Origin of the sequence: Streptomyces sp. CAI-85 (assembly GCF_013363615.1) — a bacterium.
Classification (GTDB): Bacteria; Actinomycetota; Actinomycetes; order Streptomycetales; family Streptomycetaceae; genus Streptomyces; species Streptomyces antibioticus_B.
On sequence record NZ_JAANNX010000006.1, the window covers coordinates 70,026 to 88,110 of the forward strand.

At 73.7% G+C, this 18,085-nt stretch carries 15 protein-coding genes; 9 read left to right on the top strand and 6 right to left on the bottom strand.

Translation table 11 applies throughout. The features are described from left to right. Positions 1 to 47: 47 nt before the first annotated feature. Positions 48 to 1,085 carry a LacI family DNA-binding transcriptional regulator gene (locus G6W55_RS10700; protein WP_175520720.1) on the bottom strand — a complete coding sequence of 346 codons (1,038 nt, stop codon included), beginning with the start codon at positions 1,083 to 1,085 and terminating at the stop codon, positions 48 to 50. Between the two features lie 275 nt (positions 1,086 to 1,360). Between G6W55_RS10700 and G6W55_RS10705 the strand changes: the two genes are divergently transcribed. The 6 genes from G6W55_RS10705 to G6W55_RS10730 all read left to right on the top strand — a co-directional run bounded on the left by G6W55_RS10705 (position 1,361) and on the right by G6W55_RS10730 (position 9,012). Further along, positions 1,361 to 3,304, top strand: coding sequence for a glycoside hydrolase family 15 protein (locus G6W55_RS10705; RefSeq protein WP_175520566.1), 1,944 nt, complete (start codon positions 1,361 to 1,363; stop codon positions 3,302 to 3,304). A 197-nt stretch (positions 3,305 to 3,501) separates the two neighbouring features. Continuing rightward, entirely contained in the window at positions 3,502 to 4,218 is a 717-nt protein-coding gene (locus G6W55_RS10710) for a triacylglycerol lipase (protein ID WP_175520567.1), read from the top strand. A 78-nt stretch (positions 4,219 to 4,296) separates the two neighbouring features. Then, entirely contained in the window at positions 4,297 to 5,310 is a 1,014-nt protein-coding gene (locus G6W55_RS10715; RefSeq protein WP_175520568.1) for a hypothetical protein, read from the top strand. 107 nt (positions 5,311 to 5,417) lie between these two features. Continuing rightward, the gene (locus G6W55_RS10720) at positions 5,418 to 6,209 is read left to right on the top strand and encodes an MBL fold metallo-hydrolase (RefSeq protein WP_175520569.1); all 792 of its coding nucleotides are present in this window, start codon (positions 5,418 to 5,420) and stop codon (positions 6,207 to 6,209) included. Positions 6,210 to 6,253: 44 nt separating this feature from the next. Then, entirely contained in the window at positions 6,254 to 7,006 is a 753-nt protein-coding gene (locus tag G6W55_RS10725; protein ID WP_175520570.1) for a YqjF family protein, read from the top strand. 200 nt (positions 7,007 to 7,206) lie between these two features. After that, the gene (locus tag G6W55_RS10730) at positions 7,207 to 9,012 is read left to right on the top strand and encodes a serine/threonine-protein kinase (RefSeq protein WP_175520571.1); all 1,806 of its coding nucleotides are present in this window, start codon (positions 7,207 to 7,209) and stop codon (positions 9,010 to 9,012) included. 17 nt (positions 9,013 to 9,029) lie between these two features. Here the strand turns inward: G6W55_RS10730 and G6W55_RS10735 are convergent, their stop codons facing one another. Beyond that, positions 9,030 to 9,725 carry a response regulator transcription factor gene (locus tag G6W55_RS10735; RefSeq protein ID WP_175520572.1) on the bottom strand — a complete coding sequence of 232 codons (696 nt, stop codon included), beginning with the start codon at positions 9,723 to 9,725 and terminating at the stop codon, positions 9,030 to 9,032. Continuing rightward, positions 9,722 to 11,059, bottom strand: a complete 1,338-nt coding sequence (locus G6W55_RS39395; protein ID WP_175520573.1) for a histidine kinase — start codon at positions 11,057 to 11,059, stop codon at positions 9,722 to 9,724. Before G6W55_RS39395 ends, G6W55_RS10735 begins: the two co-directional genes overlap by 4 nt. A gap of 221 nt (positions 11,060 to 11,280) precedes the next feature. Here G6W55_RS39395 and G6W55_RS10745 point away from each other — a divergent pair, with 221 nt between their 5' ends. Together G6W55_RS10745 and G6W55_RS10750 are read left to right on the top strand one after the other, a co-directional pair. Then, complete coding sequence (locus G6W55_RS10745) at positions 11,281 to 11,883, top strand: class I SAM-dependent methyltransferase (protein WP_175520574.1); 603 nt, start codon at positions 11,281 to 11,283, stop codon at positions 11,881 to 11,883. 62 nt (positions 11,884 to 11,945) lie between these two features. Next, positions 11,946 to 14,171 carry an MMPL family transporter gene (locus tag G6W55_RS10750; RefSeq protein ID WP_175520575.1) on the top strand — a complete coding sequence of 742 codons (2,226 nt, stop codon included), beginning with the start codon at positions 11,946 to 11,948 and terminating at the stop codon, positions 14,169 to 14,171. A gap of 83 nt (positions 14,172 to 14,254) precedes the next feature. Here the strand turns inward: G6W55_RS10750 and G6W55_RS10755 are convergent, their stop codons facing one another. After that, complete coding sequence (locus G6W55_RS10755; RefSeq protein WP_175520576.1) at positions 14,255 to 14,818, bottom strand: TetR/AcrR family transcriptional regulator; 564 nt, start codon at positions 14,816 to 14,818, stop codon at positions 14,255 to 14,257. 172 nt (positions 14,819 to 14,990) lie between these two features. Here G6W55_RS10755 and G6W55_RS10760 point away from each other — a divergent pair, with 172 nt between their 5' ends. Then, positions 14,991 to 16,013: an NAD-dependent epimerase/dehydratase family protein gene (locus G6W55_RS10760; protein WP_175520577.1), complete on the top strand. Its 1,023-nt coding sequence runs from the start codon at positions 14,991 to 14,993 to the stop codon at positions 16,011 to 16,013. A 139-nt stretch (positions 16,014 to 16,152) separates the two neighbouring features. Here the strand turns inward: G6W55_RS10760 and G6W55_RS10765 are convergent, their stop codons facing one another. Both G6W55_RS10765 and G6W55_RS10770 read right to left on the bottom strand, forming a co-directional pair. Further along, a complete protein-coding gene (locus G6W55_RS10765) occupies positions 16,153 to 17,043 on the bottom strand; it encodes a universal stress protein (protein WP_375372442.1) in 891 nt (296 codons plus the stop codon). Beyond that, positions 17,040 to 18,062: a zinc-dependent alcohol dehydrogenase gene (locus G6W55_RS10770; protein ID WP_175520578.1), complete on the bottom strand. Its 1,023-nt coding sequence runs from the start codon at positions 18,060 to 18,062 to the stop codon at positions 17,040 to 17,042. Before G6W55_RS10770 ends, G6W55_RS10765 begins: the two co-directional genes overlap by 4 nt. Between the last annotated feature and the right edge of the window lie 23 nt (positions 18,063 to 18,085).

Here is an 18,085-nt window from a genome sequence, read left to right on the forward strand (position 1 = left end):
TGCGAGGGGCGTGCCTCGCGCGCCGCCCCCGCCGTCCCTCACGGCTGTCACCCCTGGCCGGTGCCGCCCGCTGCCGTCCGGCCCACGGTGCTCTCGCGCTCCACGAGCCGGTGGTCGGCCCGCACCCGGCGCGGCTCGGTGAGCACCTCGTCGCCGCCGAGCCGGGTCAGCACCGACTCGACCGCGAGCCGGCCGATGGCTTCCTTGTCCGGGGACACGGAGGTGAGGGTCACCGCGCCGAAGCGCCCCTCGACCACGTCGTCGAAGCCGACGACCGCGATGTCCTCGGGGACCCGCAGGCCCCGTTCGTGCAGGACGCGCATGGCGCCGATGGCCATGGGGTCGTTGTAGGCGAACACCGCGTCGGGGCGCCGTCCGGAGTCCAGGATGCGGGTCATCGCGGCCGCCCCGTCCGCGTGGCCCCAGCCGTCGGTGGCGGCCACGAGCCCGTCGTCGGACGGCAGTCCGGCGGCGGTCAGTTCCTCGCGCCAGCCGCGGACGCGCAGTTGGGCGGGTTCGCTGCGGCCCCGCCGGGCGCCGATGAAGGCCACCTCCCGCCGCCCGAGCCCGGTCAGATGCCGGACGGCGGTGCGGGCGGCGGCGACGTTGTCGATGGCGATGTGGTCGTACGGCAGGTCGTAGTCCCGTTCGCCCAGCAGCACCAGCGGCACCTTCTCCGTCCGGTCGCTGAGGTCCTCGGGCTCCAGCTCGATGGGGCTGAGGATGAGTCCGTCGATGACCCGCGCCCGGAACCCCTGGCTGACCAGGATCTCCTGCTCGCGACGGCCGCCCGTGTGGTCCAGGAGCACGATGTAGTCGTGCGCGGCGGCGGCGTCGATCACGGCGGCCGCCAGCTCGGCGAAGTAGGGGTTGCCGAGTTCGGGCAGGGCGAGCGCGATGATGCCCGTCCGCCCCTTGCGCAGATGCCGGGCGGCCAGGTTGGGCTGGTACCCGAGTGCGTCGATGGACCGTTGGACGCGTTCGCGCATGGCGGGCGTGACGTGTTGGTAGTTGTTGACCACGTTGGAGACGGTCTTGATGGAAACCCCCGCGTGCGCGGCGACGTCCTTGAGGCTGACCCGCACGGCATTCCCTTTCATTTTTACAACGTTATACAGGCGCCCTCGGCGGACTGACAAGGAGGCGGACAGGGGTTTGACCGGCCACGCCGCACAGTGTCCCCGCCGAGTGATCGGCGCAAAAGAGGCGATCGTCCGGCTCACGGACGGACGGTACGGGTTTCACCCCCCGAGGGTGAAGCGCCGGCCCTCGGTGATGCCGAAGGCTTGCCTGGCACAGGCCGGTGGCGGGCACGCGCGCGTGCCGCCACGGCGCCGCACCGAGCCGGCTGGGAGACCCTGTGGACCGGTACCCGCCCATCGCGGACCACGGCATGGTCGGCGATCTCCAGACCGCCGCCCTGGTGTCGTCCGGCGGCACCGTCGACTGGTGGTGCACGCCCCGCTTCGACTCCCCCAGCGTCTTCGCCTCACTGCTGGACAGCGAACGCGGCGGACACTGCCGGCTGGCGGCGGAGCTGCCGGACGGCGACCACCTGACCGTCCGCCAGTTGTATCTGTCGGACACGGCCATCCTCGTCACCCGGTTCATGACACCCGGCGGAGTCGGCGAGGTCTGCGACTTCATGGTGCCCGACGAGTCCCCGACGCCGACCGCCACGCACCGGCTGATCAGGGTCGCGCGGGTCGTCCGCGGCAGTCTGCCGTTCGCGTTCACGTGCCGGCCACGTTTCGACTACGGCCGCGCCCCGCACACACTCACCCTCGACGGCCCCCACGCGGCGCTCTTCCGCGGCCCCGGCACCGACCTGCACGTGCAGTCGACCCCCGGCGTCGCCCTCCGCGCCGACGGCGACGACATCGACGCCCGCTTCACCCTCTCGGCCGGCCAGGTGGCGGCCGTCGTGCTGACCAGCACGGTAAGCGGCGACCCCGCCCCGCCCGGCCCTTCCCTGGAGGGCGTCGCGGACGCGCTGGAGACCTGCCGCTCGTACTGGCTGTCGTGGCTGCGGTCGTGCACCTACCGGGGCCGCTGGCAGGACATCGTGAACCGCTCCGCGATCACGCTCAAGCTGCTCACGTACGCCCCGACGGGGGCGCCCATCGCCGCCGCCACCATGGGACTGCCCGAGCAGATCGGCGGCGAGCGCAACTGGGACTACCGCTACACCTGGGTCCGGGACGCGTCGCTGTCCGTGCGGGCCCTGATCGACCTGGGGTTCCGGGACGAGGCGTACGCCTTCCGCCGCTGGCTGCGCGAGCGCATCGAGGCACGGGCGACGGCCTCCGCGGACCCCTTGCAGATCATGTACCGGGTCGACGGCGACCCCCACCTGACGGAGGAGAACCTCGACCATCTGGAGGGCTACCTCGGCTCCCGGCCCGTACGGGCGGGCAACGCCGCCGCCGACCAGCTCCAGCTCGATATCTACGGCGAGGCGTCGGACGCGCTGATCGTCGGCCACGACGTCGGCACGATCCGCGGCTGGAAGGCGCTGAGCGGCGTCCTGGACTGGCTGACCGACCACTGGGACCGGCCCGACGAGGGGATCTGGGAGACCCGCGGCGGCCGGCAGGACTTCACCTACAGCCGGCTGATGACCTGGGTGGCGTTCGACCGCGGCGTCCGCGCGGCCACCGAGTTCTCCCGCCCCGCCGACCTCGCCCGCTGGACCGAGGCACGCGACACGGTCTTCCGCCAGATCGTCGAACGCGGCTGGGACGACGAGCGGCGGGCCTTCGTGCAGCACTACGGCACCGACGTCCTGGACGCCTCCCTGCTGCTGATGCCGAAGGTCGGCTTCGTCTCGCCGCACGATCCGGACTGGCTCAGCACGCTCGACGCCATGGACGAGGAGCTGGTGAGCGACAGCCTCGTCTACCGGTACGACCCGAAGGCGTCCCCCGACGGACTGCGCGGCTCCGAGGGCACGTTCAACCTGTGCAGCTTCTTCTACGTCGAGGCGCTCGCCCGCAGCGGCCGGCTCCGCCAAGCCCGGTACGCCTTCGACAAGATGCTGACCTACGCCAACCATGTCGGCCTCTTCGCCGAGGAGATCGGCCCCTCCGGCGAGCAACTCGGCAACTTCCCCCAGGCGTTCACCCATCTCGCCCTGGTCACCGCCGCCATGGCCCTGGACGACGAACTCCAGAAGGGCCGGACGGCCCACGGCGACCAGGGCCACCCGGTGACCCACGGCCTGACGCTGCCCGACGAGGACGCTCCCGAGGACGAGCCCGAGGGCGCTCCCGGAAAGGCACCTGGAGGCGACACCGATGGGTGAACCGGCGGACACCGAGCCGGGCACGACCGCGCGGCCTTGCGGGCGGGTGAGCTGTCGGGCGGGCAAGGGCTGACGCCGACGCTTCGCGTGGCAGGAGGGTGGCCTCGTCGACACACCGGTGATTTCACCGATTGCGGCGGGCGCCAGCGCCCCGACTCTGATGAGGACCAGCACCCGCATCCTCGTCAGGAGTACCCATGCGTCGTCGTTCCCCACGCCGGCTTCTCGGTGTCCTCGCGGCCGCCGCCCTCGGTGTCACCCTGTTCGCGTCGGCCCCGGTGGCCGGTGCCGCGGCCGCCCCGGCCGCCGCCGTCCAGCCGCTGTCGACGAGCACCCCGGTCGTCTTCGTCCACGGATACACCGGCAGCGCCTCCAACTGGACCACCGCCATGAGCGTCTTCCGGCTGGGCGGCTGGTCCAGCGCGAACCTCTTCGCCTACGAGTACGACTCCTACGGCAACAACGTCACCAACGCCCAGGGCCTCGCGGCCTACGTCGAGAACGTGAAGGCGCGCACCGGCGCGAGCAAGGTCGCGATCGTCAATCACTCGATGGGCGGTCTCGTCAGCCAGTACTACCTGAAGGTGCTGGGCGGCCACACCAGCGTCAGCCACCTCGCCTCGATCGCCGGCGCCAACCACGGCACCACCTACGCGGCCGCCTGCCTGATCTACACGACCTGTCAGCAGATGTACCCGGGGTCGTCGTTCATCGCCCAGATCACCTCGGGCGACGAGACGCCGGGCAGCACCCGCTACGCCACCTGGTACTCGGCCTGCGACGGCGTCATCCTGCCGTACACCAGCACCCGGCTGGACGGCGCGACGAACAACAACGTGCTCTGCCAGACCCACATCGGGTTCCTCGCGGACACGAGCGTCCTCGGGCAGATCGCGGGCTTCGTCGCCTCCTGACCCGCCGCACCCGCCCCGTTCCCGGCCGTCGCCCCGGCCGGGAACGGGGCGTCCGGCACGTCACGTTAGGGTGCGCGCATGATATTCGGACGTGGGCGGTTCCCGGCCGCCGTGGGTGACTTCGAGACGGCCGTGCGCGCCCGGGACGTGGAAGCGGCGGAACGCTCCTTCGCGGAGCTGACGAGCGACCTCGCCGCCGTGCAGGACACCGACCTGGTGGCGGCGGGGCCCCGGCTCGCGGCCCTGCTGGACGAGGTCCCGCCGGGGCCGCGGGGCGTCGTGGCCGTGCTGATCGGGGCGTGCGTCGAGCGGGGCGCCGACCCGGTGCTCTGCGCGCCCGCCGTGTTCGCCGGCGCCCTGGACGCCTTCGAGCAGGCCGCCGTCTTCTGCGAGGGGTGGGCCGCGGCGGACCGGGGCACGCTGCCCGGTCATGACGGCGACGGGCTGGAGGAGGCCGACGTGGAACGGCTCGGTTTCGAGCCCGTGGCGGCGTGGCAGGCCCTCCCCCAGTTCGAGATGGCCTGTGTGGCGATGCTCAACTCCCCCCGGGTGCGCCGCGAGGTGCCCGGCCGTGCGGAACTGCGGGCCGCCGTGGCCCGGGTCGCGGAGCTGTCCGGCGAACAGTTCAAGTGCCTCGCCTACGCCCTCGCCGTCCTCGACGACGAGCCGCTCGTCGCGCTCGACCGGGCCACCGGCGCCGGATTCGCGCTGCGTTTCTCCGGTGTCGGCGACAACTTCCAACTGCACACGCTCCTCGCCGACGCGCTGATCGGCCGCGGCCTGGTGACCGGCGAGGCCCCGTCGGCCGAGGCGGTCGCCTGCTGCCGCGACCGGGCCGGCATGGTGCTGACGACCGGCTCCTTCAACCTGGTCGGTGCCGACGGCGAGTGGATCTGGAACGAGGGGAACCCCGCCGACATCCCGGTCGTGGACGGCGTCCGCCTCGTGGTGGTCGACCCGCCTCCGTACCAGCGGAGTTGGCAGGCCGGGCGGTTCTTCCCCGGCATGACCGGGGAGCTGGTGTACGAACGCGCCCTCACCGCGGAGGAGTCGGCGGCGCTGCTCGCCCAAGTCGCCGCGTCCGTGCACTGATTCACGCCTTCGGCCGAGGGCGGCGGCGCATCCGCCGCCCTTGACACCCCTCGCCCCGTACGTCCAGCATCCGTGCAGTCGTCGAGACCCCGAAGGTGACTCCGCCCATGAAGGTCCATCACCTCAACTGCGGCACCATGCGCCCGCCCGGCGGCCTCCGTCTGGTCTGTCACGTCCTGCTCGTGGAGACCGACACGGCGGGGCTCGTCCTGGTCGACACCGGCTTCGGCCTCCAGGACGTGGCCGCCCCCGGACGCCGTCTCGGCGCGATGCGCCACTTCATCAAGCCGGCCCTGGATCCCGCCGAGACGGCCGCCCGCCAGGTCGAGCGCCTCGGGTTCGGCCGCGACGACGTCCGGCACATCGTCCTCACCCACTTCGACGCCGACCACATCGGCGGGCTCGCCGACTTCCCGCACGCCTCCGTCCATGTCACCGCGGCGGAGGCGCGCGGCGCGGTGCACGCCCCGTCCCGGCGCGAGCGGCTGCGCTTCCGGTCCGTGCAGTGGGGCCACGGTCCGACGCTCGTGGAGCACAGCCCGGACGGGGAGGCGTGGCGCGGGTTCGCCGCGGCCCGGCAGCTCGACGCCGTCGCCCCCGGGATCGTCCTGGTCTCGCTGCCGGGGCACACACGCGGCCACGCCTGTGTCGCGGTGGACGCGGGCAGCCGCTGGATCCTCCATGCCGGTGACGCCTTCTACCACCGCGGCACCCTGGACGGGCACACCCGCGTCCCCTCCGCGCTGAGCGTCGCGGAGCGGGCCGTGGCGTACGACCGCGGGCAGGTCCGCGCCAACCACGAGCGCCTCGCCGAGCTGTACCGGCGCGCGGAACCCGACCTGGCGCTCGTCTGCGCCCACGACCCGGTCCTTTATGAAGGGGTAAGGACGGAGGGGTAGGGGCCGGGGCCCGCTGCGCGGCGGGCGTCTGCGATCCTGGCTGCGTGGAGAAGCCCGCCCCGGTCAGCCCCGACGCCCCCGCCGTCGTCCGCGCACCGCTCCTCACCCAGCAGTGGCTGGACCTCTGTTTCGTCCACTGGGCGGTCGAACCCGGCCTCGTGGCGGGGCTGCTGCCCGAGGGGACCGTGCCGGACACGCACGAGGGGCTGACGTACGTCGGGCTCGTCGCCTTCCGGATGCACCGGGTCGGATGGCTCCGGCTGCCGGGGGTGCCGTATCTCGGGTCGTTCCCGGAGACCAATGTGCGTCTGTACTCGGTCGACGGGCACGGCCGGCGCGGGGTCGTCTTCCGCTCGATGGACGCGTCCCGGCTGATCCCCGTGGTGATGGGCCGGGCCGGGTTCCGGCTGCCGTACCTGTGGTCGCGGATGCGGGTGCGCACCGTCGGCGACACCGTCACCTACACCAGCTCCCGCCGCTGGCCCGGCCCGCGCGGCGCGTCCAGCCGGATCACCGTACGCACGGGTGAACGCATCGAGCGGCCCACCGAGTTGGAGCATTTCCTCACCGCCCGCTGGGGGATGCACAACGCGTTCTTCGGCGGCGCCGCCTATCTCCCGAACGACCATCCGCGCTGGCCTCTCTACCGTGCCGAACTCCTCGACTGCGAGGAGGACTTGGTCGCCGCCGCCGGAATCCCGACGCCCCTCGGCACACCGGTGAGCGTGCTGTTCTCCCCGGGGGTTCCGGTCCGCCTCGGCCGCCCGGCCCGGCCCGCGGGCATCCCGACTCCCTGAGGTGAGGGAAAGCCCGCCGTACGAGATGTCGTTGAATGTCCCCTGAGTGAAGCCCCGCCAGTAGGGTGTGCGCACGGTCGGACGAACGGCGCACCGGCACCGGGGGGTACCGGTGTGCCGCGCCTTCGCCTGCCGTGGAACAGGAACATCGGGCGGCCCCGTCCACGGCGGGGCCGCCCTCCATCGCCAGGGGGCGGATCATGCGGGTGCTCGTGGAGAGATACGAACTCATCGAAGCGGTCGGGCGCGGTGGCATGGGGGAGGTCTGGCGCGCCACCGACCGCGAACTGGGCCGCACCGTCGCGGTGAAGGTGCTGCCGCCCGAACTCACCCGGCACGAGGAGTTCCGTGTCCGGTTCCGCCGGGAGGCCCGCACCGTGGCCTCGCTCAACCACCGCAACATCGCCGTGCTGCACGACGTCGGCGAGGACACCGCCGACGGCGAGACGACGCCGTTCCTGGTCATGGAGTTCATCGAGGGCCGCACCCTGACCGATGTGCTGGCCGACGGCCCGTTCACCGTCGAACGGGCCCTGTCGGTCGGCCGGGACATCGCCGACGCCCTCGCCCACAGCCACGCCCAGGGGCTCATCCACCGCGACATCAAGCCCTCCAACGTGATGCTGACCTCCGAAGGCGGCATCAAGGTACTGGACTTCGGGATCGCGAAGGTCGTCGCGGAGACCACCACCCGGCTCACCGCGACCGGCATGACGGTCGGCACGCCCGCCTATCTCTCCCCCGAGCAGCTCACGGGCCGGCCGGTGGACGGCCGCTCCGACCAGTACTCCACCGGCTGCCTGCTGTACGAACTGCTCACCGGACGGCCGCCGTTCAGCGGGGACTCCCCCTTCGCGGTGATGCACCAGCACATCAGCCAGGAGCCGGTGCCGCCGTCCGGGCTGCGCCCGCAGATCCCCTCCTCGGTGGACACGCTCGTCCTGCGGACCCTGGCCAAGGACCGTGACCAACGGCTGGGCAGTGCGGGAGAGTTGAGGGACGCGCTGGCGGCCACCCTCGCACACCTCGACGCCCCGGTGGCCGCGCCCGCGCCGGCGGCCGCCGCCTCGGTGCCGGCCGCGCCGCCCGCACCATCCGTGCCGCCCGCGCGCGCCGACGCCGAGTCCGGCACCGGCCCCGGGCACACGGCGCTGGCCCAGCAGGACACCCGCACCGCGCTGACCCCGCCCAAGCCCGTCGTCCCGCCGCCCGCCCGACCGGGCGACACACCGGTCACCGGCGGGGGTTCCGGTGCGGACACCACGACTCCCACGGTCGCCACCGGTCCCGCGCCCGCCGAGCGGCGGTTCCGTCTCACCGCCGACCGGGTGATCGGCCTGCTGGGCATCCTCATCTCGGGTGCCGTCGTCCTCGGCTACCAGGAGGTGTACGAGGACTCGCTCGACGGGCTGGTCGGCGTGTGGGCGGTCGCCGCCGTGCTCGGGCTGGCCCTGTTCCGCTGGCTGCCCCTCGCCTCGACGGTCCTGTGGTGGGGAGCCGGTGCCCTGGTCGCCGCGAGCATCACGATCGGCGGCGGGGTCTACGACTACGAGTACCAGTCCGTCACCGAGTCCGACTTCAGCACCCTCTACTACTACGACACCTCCTACCAGGGCTACTACGAGCTGCCGACGGACTCCTCGGGCAACCGGCTCTTCGAGGACGACTACAGCGGCGGGTACGCACCCGCGGAGACCGAGGTCAGCCACTACTACACCGCGCACGACAACGTCGAGATCCTGGCCGCTCCCCTGCTCGTCCTCGCCGCGCTGTGCCTGTTCCGCGCGCTGAGCCGCCGCCACCTGTCGTCCCTCGCCGCCGCCTGCGGGCTCACCCTGGGCGGCCTGGGGGTCGGCTGGCTGGCCTTCGGGGACGACGAGCAGGCCAGCGTGTTCGCGGTCGTCTGGCTCCTGCTGCTGATCGCCGCCGTCGTCCAGGAGATCCGGGCCCGCAGGAACCCGCCCCCGCCCGCCCGGCGCCGACTCCGGTTCGTCACGGCCGACTAGCGCGCTCCGGCCCACCGTCACACGGGGCGGCCCACCGGCCGGAAGGTGTCGTCCACCAGGCCGAGGCGGTGGGCCACGACCGCCGCCTGGACGCGGTTGCGCAGACCGAGCTTCTGGGTGATCGCGCCGACATGCGTCTTCACGGTGGTGACACCGAGGTGCAGGGCCTCGCCGATCTCCGCGTTCGAGTGACCCGCGCCCACCAGGGTGAGGACGTCCCTCTCCCGCGCGGTGAGCGCGGAGCCGCGGGCGGTGCCCATGTCGTCGTCGCCGCTCCGTGCCTCGCTGTCGTGGTGGGCCTGTACGGCGCGGGCGAGGACGCGGGTCAGAACGGCCGGGGCGAGCAGGGGTTCGCCGCGGGCGGCGGTGCGCACCGCGTCGATCATCGCCTCCGGGGGCCCGTCCTTGAGGAGGTAGCCGACGGCGCCGGCGCTCAGCGCGCCGTACACCTCGGCGTCGTCGTCGAAGGTGGTGAGCATCAGCACGTGGGCCGTGGGCACGGAGGCGAGGATCCTGCGGGTGGCCTCGATGCCGTCCAGGCGTGGCATGCGCAGGTCCATGAGGATCACGTCGGGGCGCAGCCGTTCCGCGAGCCGGACGGCTTCCTGGCCGTCCGCGGCCTCCCCGACGACGTCCTCGCCCGCGGTGCGCAGCAGGAGGGTGACCCCGGCGCGGACGAGTGCCTGGTCGTCGACGACGAGGACGCGGATCACGGGCGCACCGCCGCCAGCGGCAGGGCGGCGGCCAGATGCCAGCCGTCGCCGGTGGGGCCCGCGGCGAGGGTTCCGCCGAGGACCTCGACGCGTTCCCGCATGCCGGTCAGGCCGTGCCCGGAGGGCGGCAGGTCCGGTGCCGGTTCGCGGCGGACGGTGTTGGTGACGTCGATGAGCATGCGGTCGTCGCGGACGGCGACGACGGCCGCCACGTCCGCGCCGGGCCCGGCGTGCTTGAGAGCGTTGGTGAGCGCCTCCTGCATCACGCGGGCGGCGGTGACCCGGGGGGCGAGCGGGGCGTCCACGGCGCGTTCGTCGTGGGTGAGGGTGACGTGCAGTCCGGCCGTCCGGCTGCGCTCGACGGCGTCGGTGATCATCTGCTCCGGGTCCACGAGGAGGTCGGGGGCGTTGGGGTCGCGCAGGACGTGCAGCAGTCCGCGCAGGTCGACGAGGGCCCGGCGGGCGCTGTCGTGGATGGACGTGATGCCCTCGAGGGCGGCGTCGAGGCGTTGCGCCTGGCCGGGGGCGTGGGTGGCGGCGTACTTGGCGGAGCCGGCGGTGAGCGCGATGGCGGACACATGGTGGGCGACCAGGTCGTGGAGGTCGCCGGCGAGGTGGGCGCGTTCGGTCATCCGGGCGGCGCGGGTCTCCACGAGTCGGCGTTCCTCCGCCTCCCGGGCGCGTTCCTCGGCGACGGCGGCGGCCTGGCGCAGGGCGGCGAGGTAGCGGCCGAAGGCCACGGGTGCGGCGACGGCCAGGGCGGTCGACAGGATGCGCAGGAAGCCGTCGGCCCCGGCGAGGAGTCCGCCCGCGTCGCGGCCCACGCTGACGAGCACGGCGGTGAAGGTGGCCGCCCAGGAGAGGGCGGTGACGACCGTGCCGCAGCGGTAGGCGACCGCGCCGAGCGCGAGCGCGGCGACCAGGGGCGCCACATGGCTGGTGCCGGGCAGGACGACGTCGGTCACGACGATCAGGATCACGTCGAGGGCCAGCGCGACGACGGGCAGGGCGCGGGCGAGCCCCAGGGTCAGGGCCGCGGCCTCGACGAGCACCCACTCGGCGAGGGGACGGTCGGAGGGCGGACCGAGGAGGACGGTGGCCGCGCCGACCGCGGCCGCCGCGACGGCGATCAGGATGTCGCCTGCCGGGCGGCGCCGCAGGAGGCCGACCGCGCCTCGGAAGGCGACCGGGCCGCGGAAGACGGCCGGGCCTCGGAAGACGGCCGGCCCTCCGGAGGCGGCCCGCCCTCGGCCTGCGGTCGACCCTCGGGATGCGGCCGGACCTCGCGACGCGGCCGGACCTCGGCCTGCGACCGGCCCTCGGGATGCGCTCACCGCTTCACCATACGTCCGGCCGCGGAGGCCCCACCTCCTCCCTTCGGCCGCCCCGCCTCCTGCTTCGGGCCGCGGGTACGGCCTCGGGCAGGAAGGAACGCGGGCGGTGCCGGACCTAGCGTCGAGGCGCGGCCGCGGCGGGCCCGTCGGACCTCTCGGAGGCCGGCGTACGGGTGCCCGGCGGTCCGGCGCGTCGGCGGTGGCCGGCGTCGTCTCCCCCGATGTGCACGAGAGAGGTCCTCAAGCCGGTGTCGTTCCTCCGGGAGTTCTTGCGCAGTCCGCTGACCGTGGGCGCCGTGGCGCCGAGCGGCCGGTCCCTGGCCCGGGTGGTGACCGCGCCCGTGCCGAGCGCCGGTGACCCGCTCGTGGTCGAACTCGGGCCGGGAACGGGCGCGTTCACGACCGCCATCCAGGGCCGGCTGGCGGGCCGCGGCCATCATCTCGCGGTGGAGGTCAACGAGCCCTTCGCCCGTCGGCTGGCCGTCTCGCACCCCGGTGTGGACGTCGCGCGGGCCGACGCCCGCGATCTGGTGTCGGTGCTCGCCGAACGCGGGCTGGGCACGGCGGACGTCATCGTCAGCGGCCTGCCGTGGGCGGCGTTCTCCCCGCGCGACCAGCGGGACGTGCTCGCGGCCGTGATCTCGACGCTGCGGCCGCACGGCGCGTTCACGACGTTCGCCTATGTCCACGCCCGGTGGACCGCCCCGGCCCGGCGCCTGATGCGGTCGCTCGGCTCGCGGTTCGACGAGGTGGTGGTCGGCCGGACGGTGTGGGACAACCTGCCGCCCGCGCTGGTCTACCACTGCCGCCGCCCCCTCCGCTGACCCGCCCGCCCCCTGCCCTGTTGCTGCCCGACCCCCTGCCCCGTTCCTGAAGGAGACCTGCCATGACCACCACTTCCGCCCCGGGCCGACGGCCCCCGGACGGCCTGCTGGGCCGGATCGGCCGGAGGGCGTACCGCCGTCGCGGGGCCGTTCTGCTCGCCTGGCTGGCCGGGCTGCTCGCCGTGCTGGCCCTGTCGCGCGTGTTCGGCGGTGACTTCAGCGCGGACTACGCGGCGCCGGGCTCCGAGTCCAAGCAGGCCCAGCGGCTGCTGGAAGAACGCTTCGCCGGCCAGTCGGGGGCCACCGTCACCGTCGTCGTCGAGGCCGACCGGGGCGTACGGCAGGAGCGGGCGCCCGTGGCCGGCCTGCTGGCCGATCTGCGGGCAGCACCGCACGTGAGCCGCGTGGACGACCCCTACACCACGCCCGGCGCGATCACCGCCGACGGCAGGACCCTGCTGACGTCCGTACGCCTCGACGTGACCGACGCGACCGACATGCCGGTCGAGGACACCACCCGGCTCGTCGACATCGCCCGCGAGCACAGTGCGGAGGGGACGCGGGTCTTCCTCGGCGGTCAGGCCGTCGCCCTCGCCGAGGGCGGGGAGATCGGCTCCGAGGCGCTCGGGCTCGCCGTCGCGGCGGTGATCCTGCTGCTGACGTTCGGGTCCGTGGTCGCGGCCGGGCTGCCGATCCTGGTCGCCCTCGCCGGGCTCGCGGTGAGCGCCGGGGCGACCGGTCTGGTCGTGCGGCTCGTGGACGCGCCGGACTGGTCGACGTCCCTGGCCGCCATGCTGGGCATCGGCATCGGGATCGACTACGTGCTGCTGCTGGTGACCCGCTTCCGGGAGGCCAGGGCGGCCGGGCTGGGTCCCGAGGACGCGACCGCCGCCACGCTCGACACCGCGGGCCGCTCGGTGGTCGTCGCCGGGATCACGGTCGTCGTCAGCCTGCTGGGGCTGTTCGCCATGGGGCTGTCGTACATGCGGGGTGCCGCGCTGGTGGCGATCGTCGCCGTCCTCGTCGTCCTCGCGGCCGCCCTCACGCTGCTGCCCGCGCTCCTGGGATACGCCGGGACGCGGATCGACCGCCTGCGCATCCCGCTGCCCCGGCGGCGACGCCGTACCGTCGCCCGCGCCGCCGGGGGCGGATGGGTGCGGTGGAGCCGGCTGATCCGGCGTCACCGGTTCGCCGCCGCCCTCGCCGGAACGGCGGTCATGCTGACGCTCGCGGCGCCGTTCCTCGGGGTGCGGTTCGGGTTCCCGGACGCGGGCAACAACCGCGAGACCAGCATGACCCGGCAGGCGTACGACGCCGTCGCCGAGGGCTTCGGGGCGGGCGCCAACGCGCCGCTGCTGCTGGTCGCGAGCCTGCCCGAGGGCGACGACACCGTCCTCGACTCCCTGCGCAGCGAGGCCGCCGGGACGGCCGGGGTCGCGTCCGTGTCACCGGCCCGCCTCAACCCCGGGGGCGACACCGCGATCCTGACCGTCACCCCGACGAGCGGTCCGCAGGACGACGCCACCGAGCGGCTGGTGAACCGGCTGCGGGAGCGCACCGTCCCGGCGGCGACCGAGGGCACCGGCGTCCGGGTGTACGTCGGCGGCGCCAGCGCCCAGTCGATCGACAGCACCGCGGACCTCGCCCGGCGCATCCCGTACCTGATCACCGGGGTGATCGTGCTGTCGATGCTTCTGCTGCTGGTCACCTTTCGCAGCGTCGCCGTACCGCTGAAGGCGGCGGCGATGAACCTGCTGTCGGTGGCGGCCGCGTACGGTGTCGTCGCGCTCGTGCTGGAGGGCGGCTGGGCGGGCCGGCTGATCGGCATCGACACGCCGACGCCGCTGCCGCCGTTCGTGACCGTCCTGATGTTCGCCGTGCTGTTCGGTCTGTCGATGGACTACGAGGTGTTCCTGCTCGGCCGGGTCCAGGAGTCGTGGCTGCGCGACAGGGACGACGCCAAGGCCGTCGCGGACGGGCTGGCGGGCACGGGGCGGCTGATCACGGCGGCCGCGGCCATCATGATCGCCGTGTTCCTCGCGTTCGTGCCGAGCGGTTCGGTCGTGCTCAAGCTGATCGGGGTCGGCATGGCCTCCGCCATCCTGCTCGACGCGACCGTGGTCCGGCTGGTGCTGGTCCCGGCGGCGCTGCATCTGCTCGGCGAGCGCAACTGGTGGCTGCCGCGCCGGCTCGACCGGGTCCTGCCCGCGCTGCACCTGGAGGGCCGTCCCGACGATCCCGACGACGCGCCCGCGCGGGACCGGACGCCGGTGCCGGCCCCGCGCTGAGCCGGGTCGGGCGGGTCCGGCCCGCAGTCCGTCCACGAGCAGGGTCCGCGGCCCGCAACCCGCAACCCGCAACCCGTCCACGATCAGGGTCTGGCCCGCAGTCCGTCCACGATCAGGGTCAGGACGCGGGCCGCCCGCTCCTCGCCGCCGCGGGCCGGGTCGATGCGCCACAGCACGCTGAGCTGGAGGAGGACGTCCTCCGCGTCGAGGCCGGCCTTCAGGGTGCCGTCGGCGGCGCCGGCGTCGAGCAGGCGGGCGATGGCGGCGACGAAGGGCTCGTAGTGCTCGTCGTCGGCGCCGCCGCCGGTCGCCGCGTGGATGACCTCGGCGACACCGAACTTGAGCCGGCCGTAGTGCGCGACCTCCTCGAACCAGAGGCGGAGGGCGTCCAGGGGCGGGTGCGTGTCCAGCAGGGCGGGCACCCGGTCGATCAGCGCCTGGATGTCGTGCCGGTACAGCTCCATGACCAGCGCCTCCCGGGTCGGGAAGTGCCGGTAGAGCGTGCCGATGCCGACGCCCGCCTGCTTGGCGATCGCCGTCAGGGACGCGGAGCCGGACCCGGCGAGCGCTTCGCGCGCGACGGCCAGGATCCGCTCCCGGTTGTCCAGGGCGTCTCTCCGGGTGGGCTTCGCGGGGGGCGGGTTCACGGGCGGGGTCGTCCAATCGTGCGGATCGCCGTCATGGGATCGCCGGGGCATACGGTCCCCGACGTCTCGGATTGCCAAACGGAGGGGCCTCCGTTACGTTGGAGGTGTACCGGAGGGCCCTCCGTTTCCCTTCATTCTGACACATCCCCCACCCCTTCCCTGGAGCACCGTCATGCCCGAATTGGTACTGGTCACCGGCGGCACCGGCTATATCGCCGGCTGGTGCGTCGCCGAACTGCTGGAGCGCGGCTACGACGTACGGACCACCGTGCGCTCACCGGAGCGCGAGCGGGCCGTGGTCGACGCCGTCTCCGGCGAGGTCGACCCGGCGGGACGGCTGAGCTTCGCCGTCGCCGACCTCACGTCGGACGACGGCTGGGACGCGGCGATGAAGGGCGTGGACCGCGTCCTCCATGTCGCGTCCCCGCTCGGCGCCTCCTCCGACGATCCGGGGGCCCTGATCGGCCCGGCCCGCGACGGCACCCTGCGGGTCCTGCGGGCGGCGACCGCGGCCGGCGTACGGCGCGTGGTCATGACGTCGGCGGCGAACGCGGCGAGCCCGTCGTCGTACGCCGAGGAGGGCGTCACGGACGAGACCCTGTGGACCGACCCCGACGATCCGACGCTGATCCCCTACCGCCGTTCCAAGACCCTCGCGGAACGCGCCGCCTGGGACTTCATGGAGACCTACGACGGCCCGACCGAACTCACCACGGTCCTCCCCGGCGCCGTGTTCGGGCCGGTTCTCACCACTGACAATCTCGGGTCCGTCGGCATCGTCGCCCGGATGCTCTCGGGCCGGATGGCGGGCGTACCGCGGATCGGCCTGGAGGTCGTCGACGTCCGTGATCTGGTCGACGTGCATCTGCGGGCGATGACCTCGCCCGCGGCGGCCGGTCAACGCTTCCTCGCCACCGGCGAGTTCGTCTGGATGGCCGACATGGCCCGCATCCTGCGCGACGGTCTCGGCCCCCGCGGCGGCCGGGTCTCCACCCGGCGGATCCCCGACTTCGCCGTCCGTCTCGCGGCCCGCTTCACGGACCCCTCGCTGCGTGACATCACCCCCGCGCTGGGCCGCCGCAACCGTCACAGCACCGAGAAGGCGCGCACGGTCCTCGGCTGGCGGCCGCGGCCCGCCCGTGAGGCGATCCTCGACTGCGCGGAGAGCCTGATCGCCCACGGCGCGGTGCGGTAGGGGCTCATGGTGTGTATGGGACCTCCGGCCCCGCCGCCGGGGACCAACGGCACCTGGAAGAACGGCGCGACTCGCGAGAGAGTGACGACAGGAGCGGCACCGATCCCCCGCGGTGTCGCTCCGCTTCCGTGTTCCCCCCTCACTCCTCCTCGGGTACGACCGCGACGGCGCAGTCGGCGTGATGCAGGACCGCGTGGACGACGCGTCCGGACCGCAGCCCGAGATGGCCCGGGTTCCGGCGCGCCCCGACCACCAGCAGATCGGCGCCGTGCGAGGCGTCCAGCAGGACCCGCCGGGCCGAGCCCTCCACGGTGCGCCGCCGCAGGTCCACCTCCGGCGGCACCTCCTTCAGCGCCAGCTCCAGGACGTCGGCGGCGTACTGCTCGTGCAGCCGGGCGGGATCGCCGGCGAACAGCGGATGCTCGACGCTCTCGTGCGGCGGGCACCGCCAGGCCCGTATGGCGTCCAGGCGCGCCCGGCGCAGCCGCGCCTCCTGCACGGCGAAGCGGAGGGCGGCGGAGTCCGTGCCCGTCTCGCCGACGCCCACCACCACACGGCCGCCCTCCCCGGCGCCCACCCGGTTGTCGTGGCCGCCGCCGAGCACGATCACCGGGCAGTCGGCCTGCCCGGCGACGGTCAGACCGACCGACCCGAGCAGCATCTCCACCAGTCCGCTGCGGCCGCGGGTGCCGAGTACCAGGGCGGAGGCCGTGCGTCCGGCGCGGACGAGGGCGTACTCGGGTTCCTCGGACACCACCTCGGTGGAGACCAGCACGTCGGGGTGGCGCAGCCGGGCCCGGCGAGCGGCGGCCCGCACGATGTCCTCGGCGGTGGCCGCGGATTCGGCGTACTCGGTGGTCCCCTCCGACCCGTCCTCGTTCTTCTCCTCGGCCGGTTCCCACAGGGAGGCGTGCACGAGGCGGAGCGGTGCTCCGCGCAGGGCGGCCTCGTCCGCCGCCCAGTCGACGGCGCGCAGGCTCGGTTCGGAGCCGTCGACGCCGACGACGATCGGGGGGACCACTCGTCTCACCGCCCCGTGTCCAGGTCGAAGACGATCCGGGCCTTGACCTCGCCGCGCAGCACCTCGTCGATGGAGTCGTTGACGGAATCGAGCGGGCGGGCCTCGCGCACGACGTGGGTGCGGCCGGCCGCGTGCAGTTGGAAGACCTCGGCGAGGTCCTGGCGGGTTCCGACGATCGAGCCGATCACGGAGGTGCCGTTGAGGACGGTGTCGAAGATCGGCACCTGGACCGTGCCGTGCGCCGGGAGGGCCACCATCACCAGCTTGCCGCCGCGCCGCAGACCGGAGTTGACGGCCGCGAAGGACGCGTCGTTCACCGCGAGCGCGACGGCCGCGTGGGCGCCGCCGTGCCGCTTGAGCACCTCGCCGACGTTCTCCTTGCGGGCGTCGATGACGAGGTCCGCGCCGAGTTCGGCGGCGAGCGCGAGCTTCTCGTCGGTGACGTCGATCGCGGCGACCGTGGCACCGGCGATCTTCGCGTACTGCACGGCGAGATGGCCGAGGCCGCCGACGCCGGAGATCGCGACGAGCTGCGCGGGCCGGACGCCGGCGACCTTGAGGGCCTTGTACGTCGTCACGCCCGCGCAGGTCAGCGGGGCCGCGTCCAGGGCGCCGATGCCGTCCGGCACGGGCTGGGCGAAGTCGGCCCAGGCGAGCATCTTCTCGGCGTGACCGCCGTCGCAGCCGTAACCGGTGTTGATCTGCTGCTCGCACAGCGTCTCCCAGCCGGACAGGCAGTGCTCGCACCGCCCGCACGCCTTGCCGAGCCACGGCACGGCGACCCGCTGGCCGAGGGCGAGGTGGGTGACGCCCTCGCCCAGCTTCTCGACCAGGCCGACCCCCTCGTGTCCGGGGACGAACGGCGGGTTCGGCTTGACGGGCCAGTCGCCGTGCGCGGCGTGGATGTCGGTGTGGCACAGGCCCGACGCCTCCACCCGGACCCGGACCTGACCCGGTCCGGGCTCGGGGTCGGGGCGCTCCTCGATGACGAGAGGCTCACCGAACGCTCGTACGACCGCTGCCTTCATGGGTCTGCTCTCCTCGGACGGGT

What these genes read in the sequence shown, in the direction of transcription:
- G6W55_RS10710 (WP_175520567.1), top strand. Translation starts at nt 3,502, where the DNA reads ATGCGTCGTCGTTCCCCACGCCGGCTTCTCGGTGTCCTCGCGGCCGCC.
- G6W55_RS10715 (WP_175520568.1), top strand. Translation starts at nt 4,297, where the DNA reads ATGATATTCGGACGTGGGCGGTTCCCGGCCGCCGTGGGTGACTTCGAG.
- G6W55_RS10720 (WP_175520569.1), top strand. Translation starts at nt 5,418, where the DNA reads ATGAAGGTCCATCACCTCAACTGCGGCACCATGCGCCCGCCCGGCGGC.
- G6W55_RS10730 (WP_175520571.1), top strand. Translation starts at nt 7,207, where the DNA reads ATGCGGGTGCTCGTGGAGAGATACGAACTCATCGAAGCGGTCGGGCGC.
- G6W55_RS10745 (WP_175520574.1), top strand. Translation starts at nt 11,281, where the DNA reads ATGTGCACGAGAGAGGTCCTCAAGCCGGTGTCGTTCCTCCGGGAGTTC.
- G6W55_RS10750 (WP_175520575.1), top strand. Translation starts at nt 11,946, where the DNA reads ATGACCACCACTTCCGCCCCGGGCCGACGGCCCCCGGACGGCCTGCTG.
- G6W55_RS10760 (WP_175520577.1), top strand. Translation starts at nt 14,991, where the DNA reads ATGCCCGAATTGGTACTGGTCACCGGCGGCACCGGCTATATCGCCGGC.
- G6W55_RS10770 (WP_175520578.1), bottom strand. Translation starts at nt 18,062, where the DNA reads ATGAAGGCAGCGGTCGTACGAGCGTTCGGTGAGCCTCTCGTCATCGAG.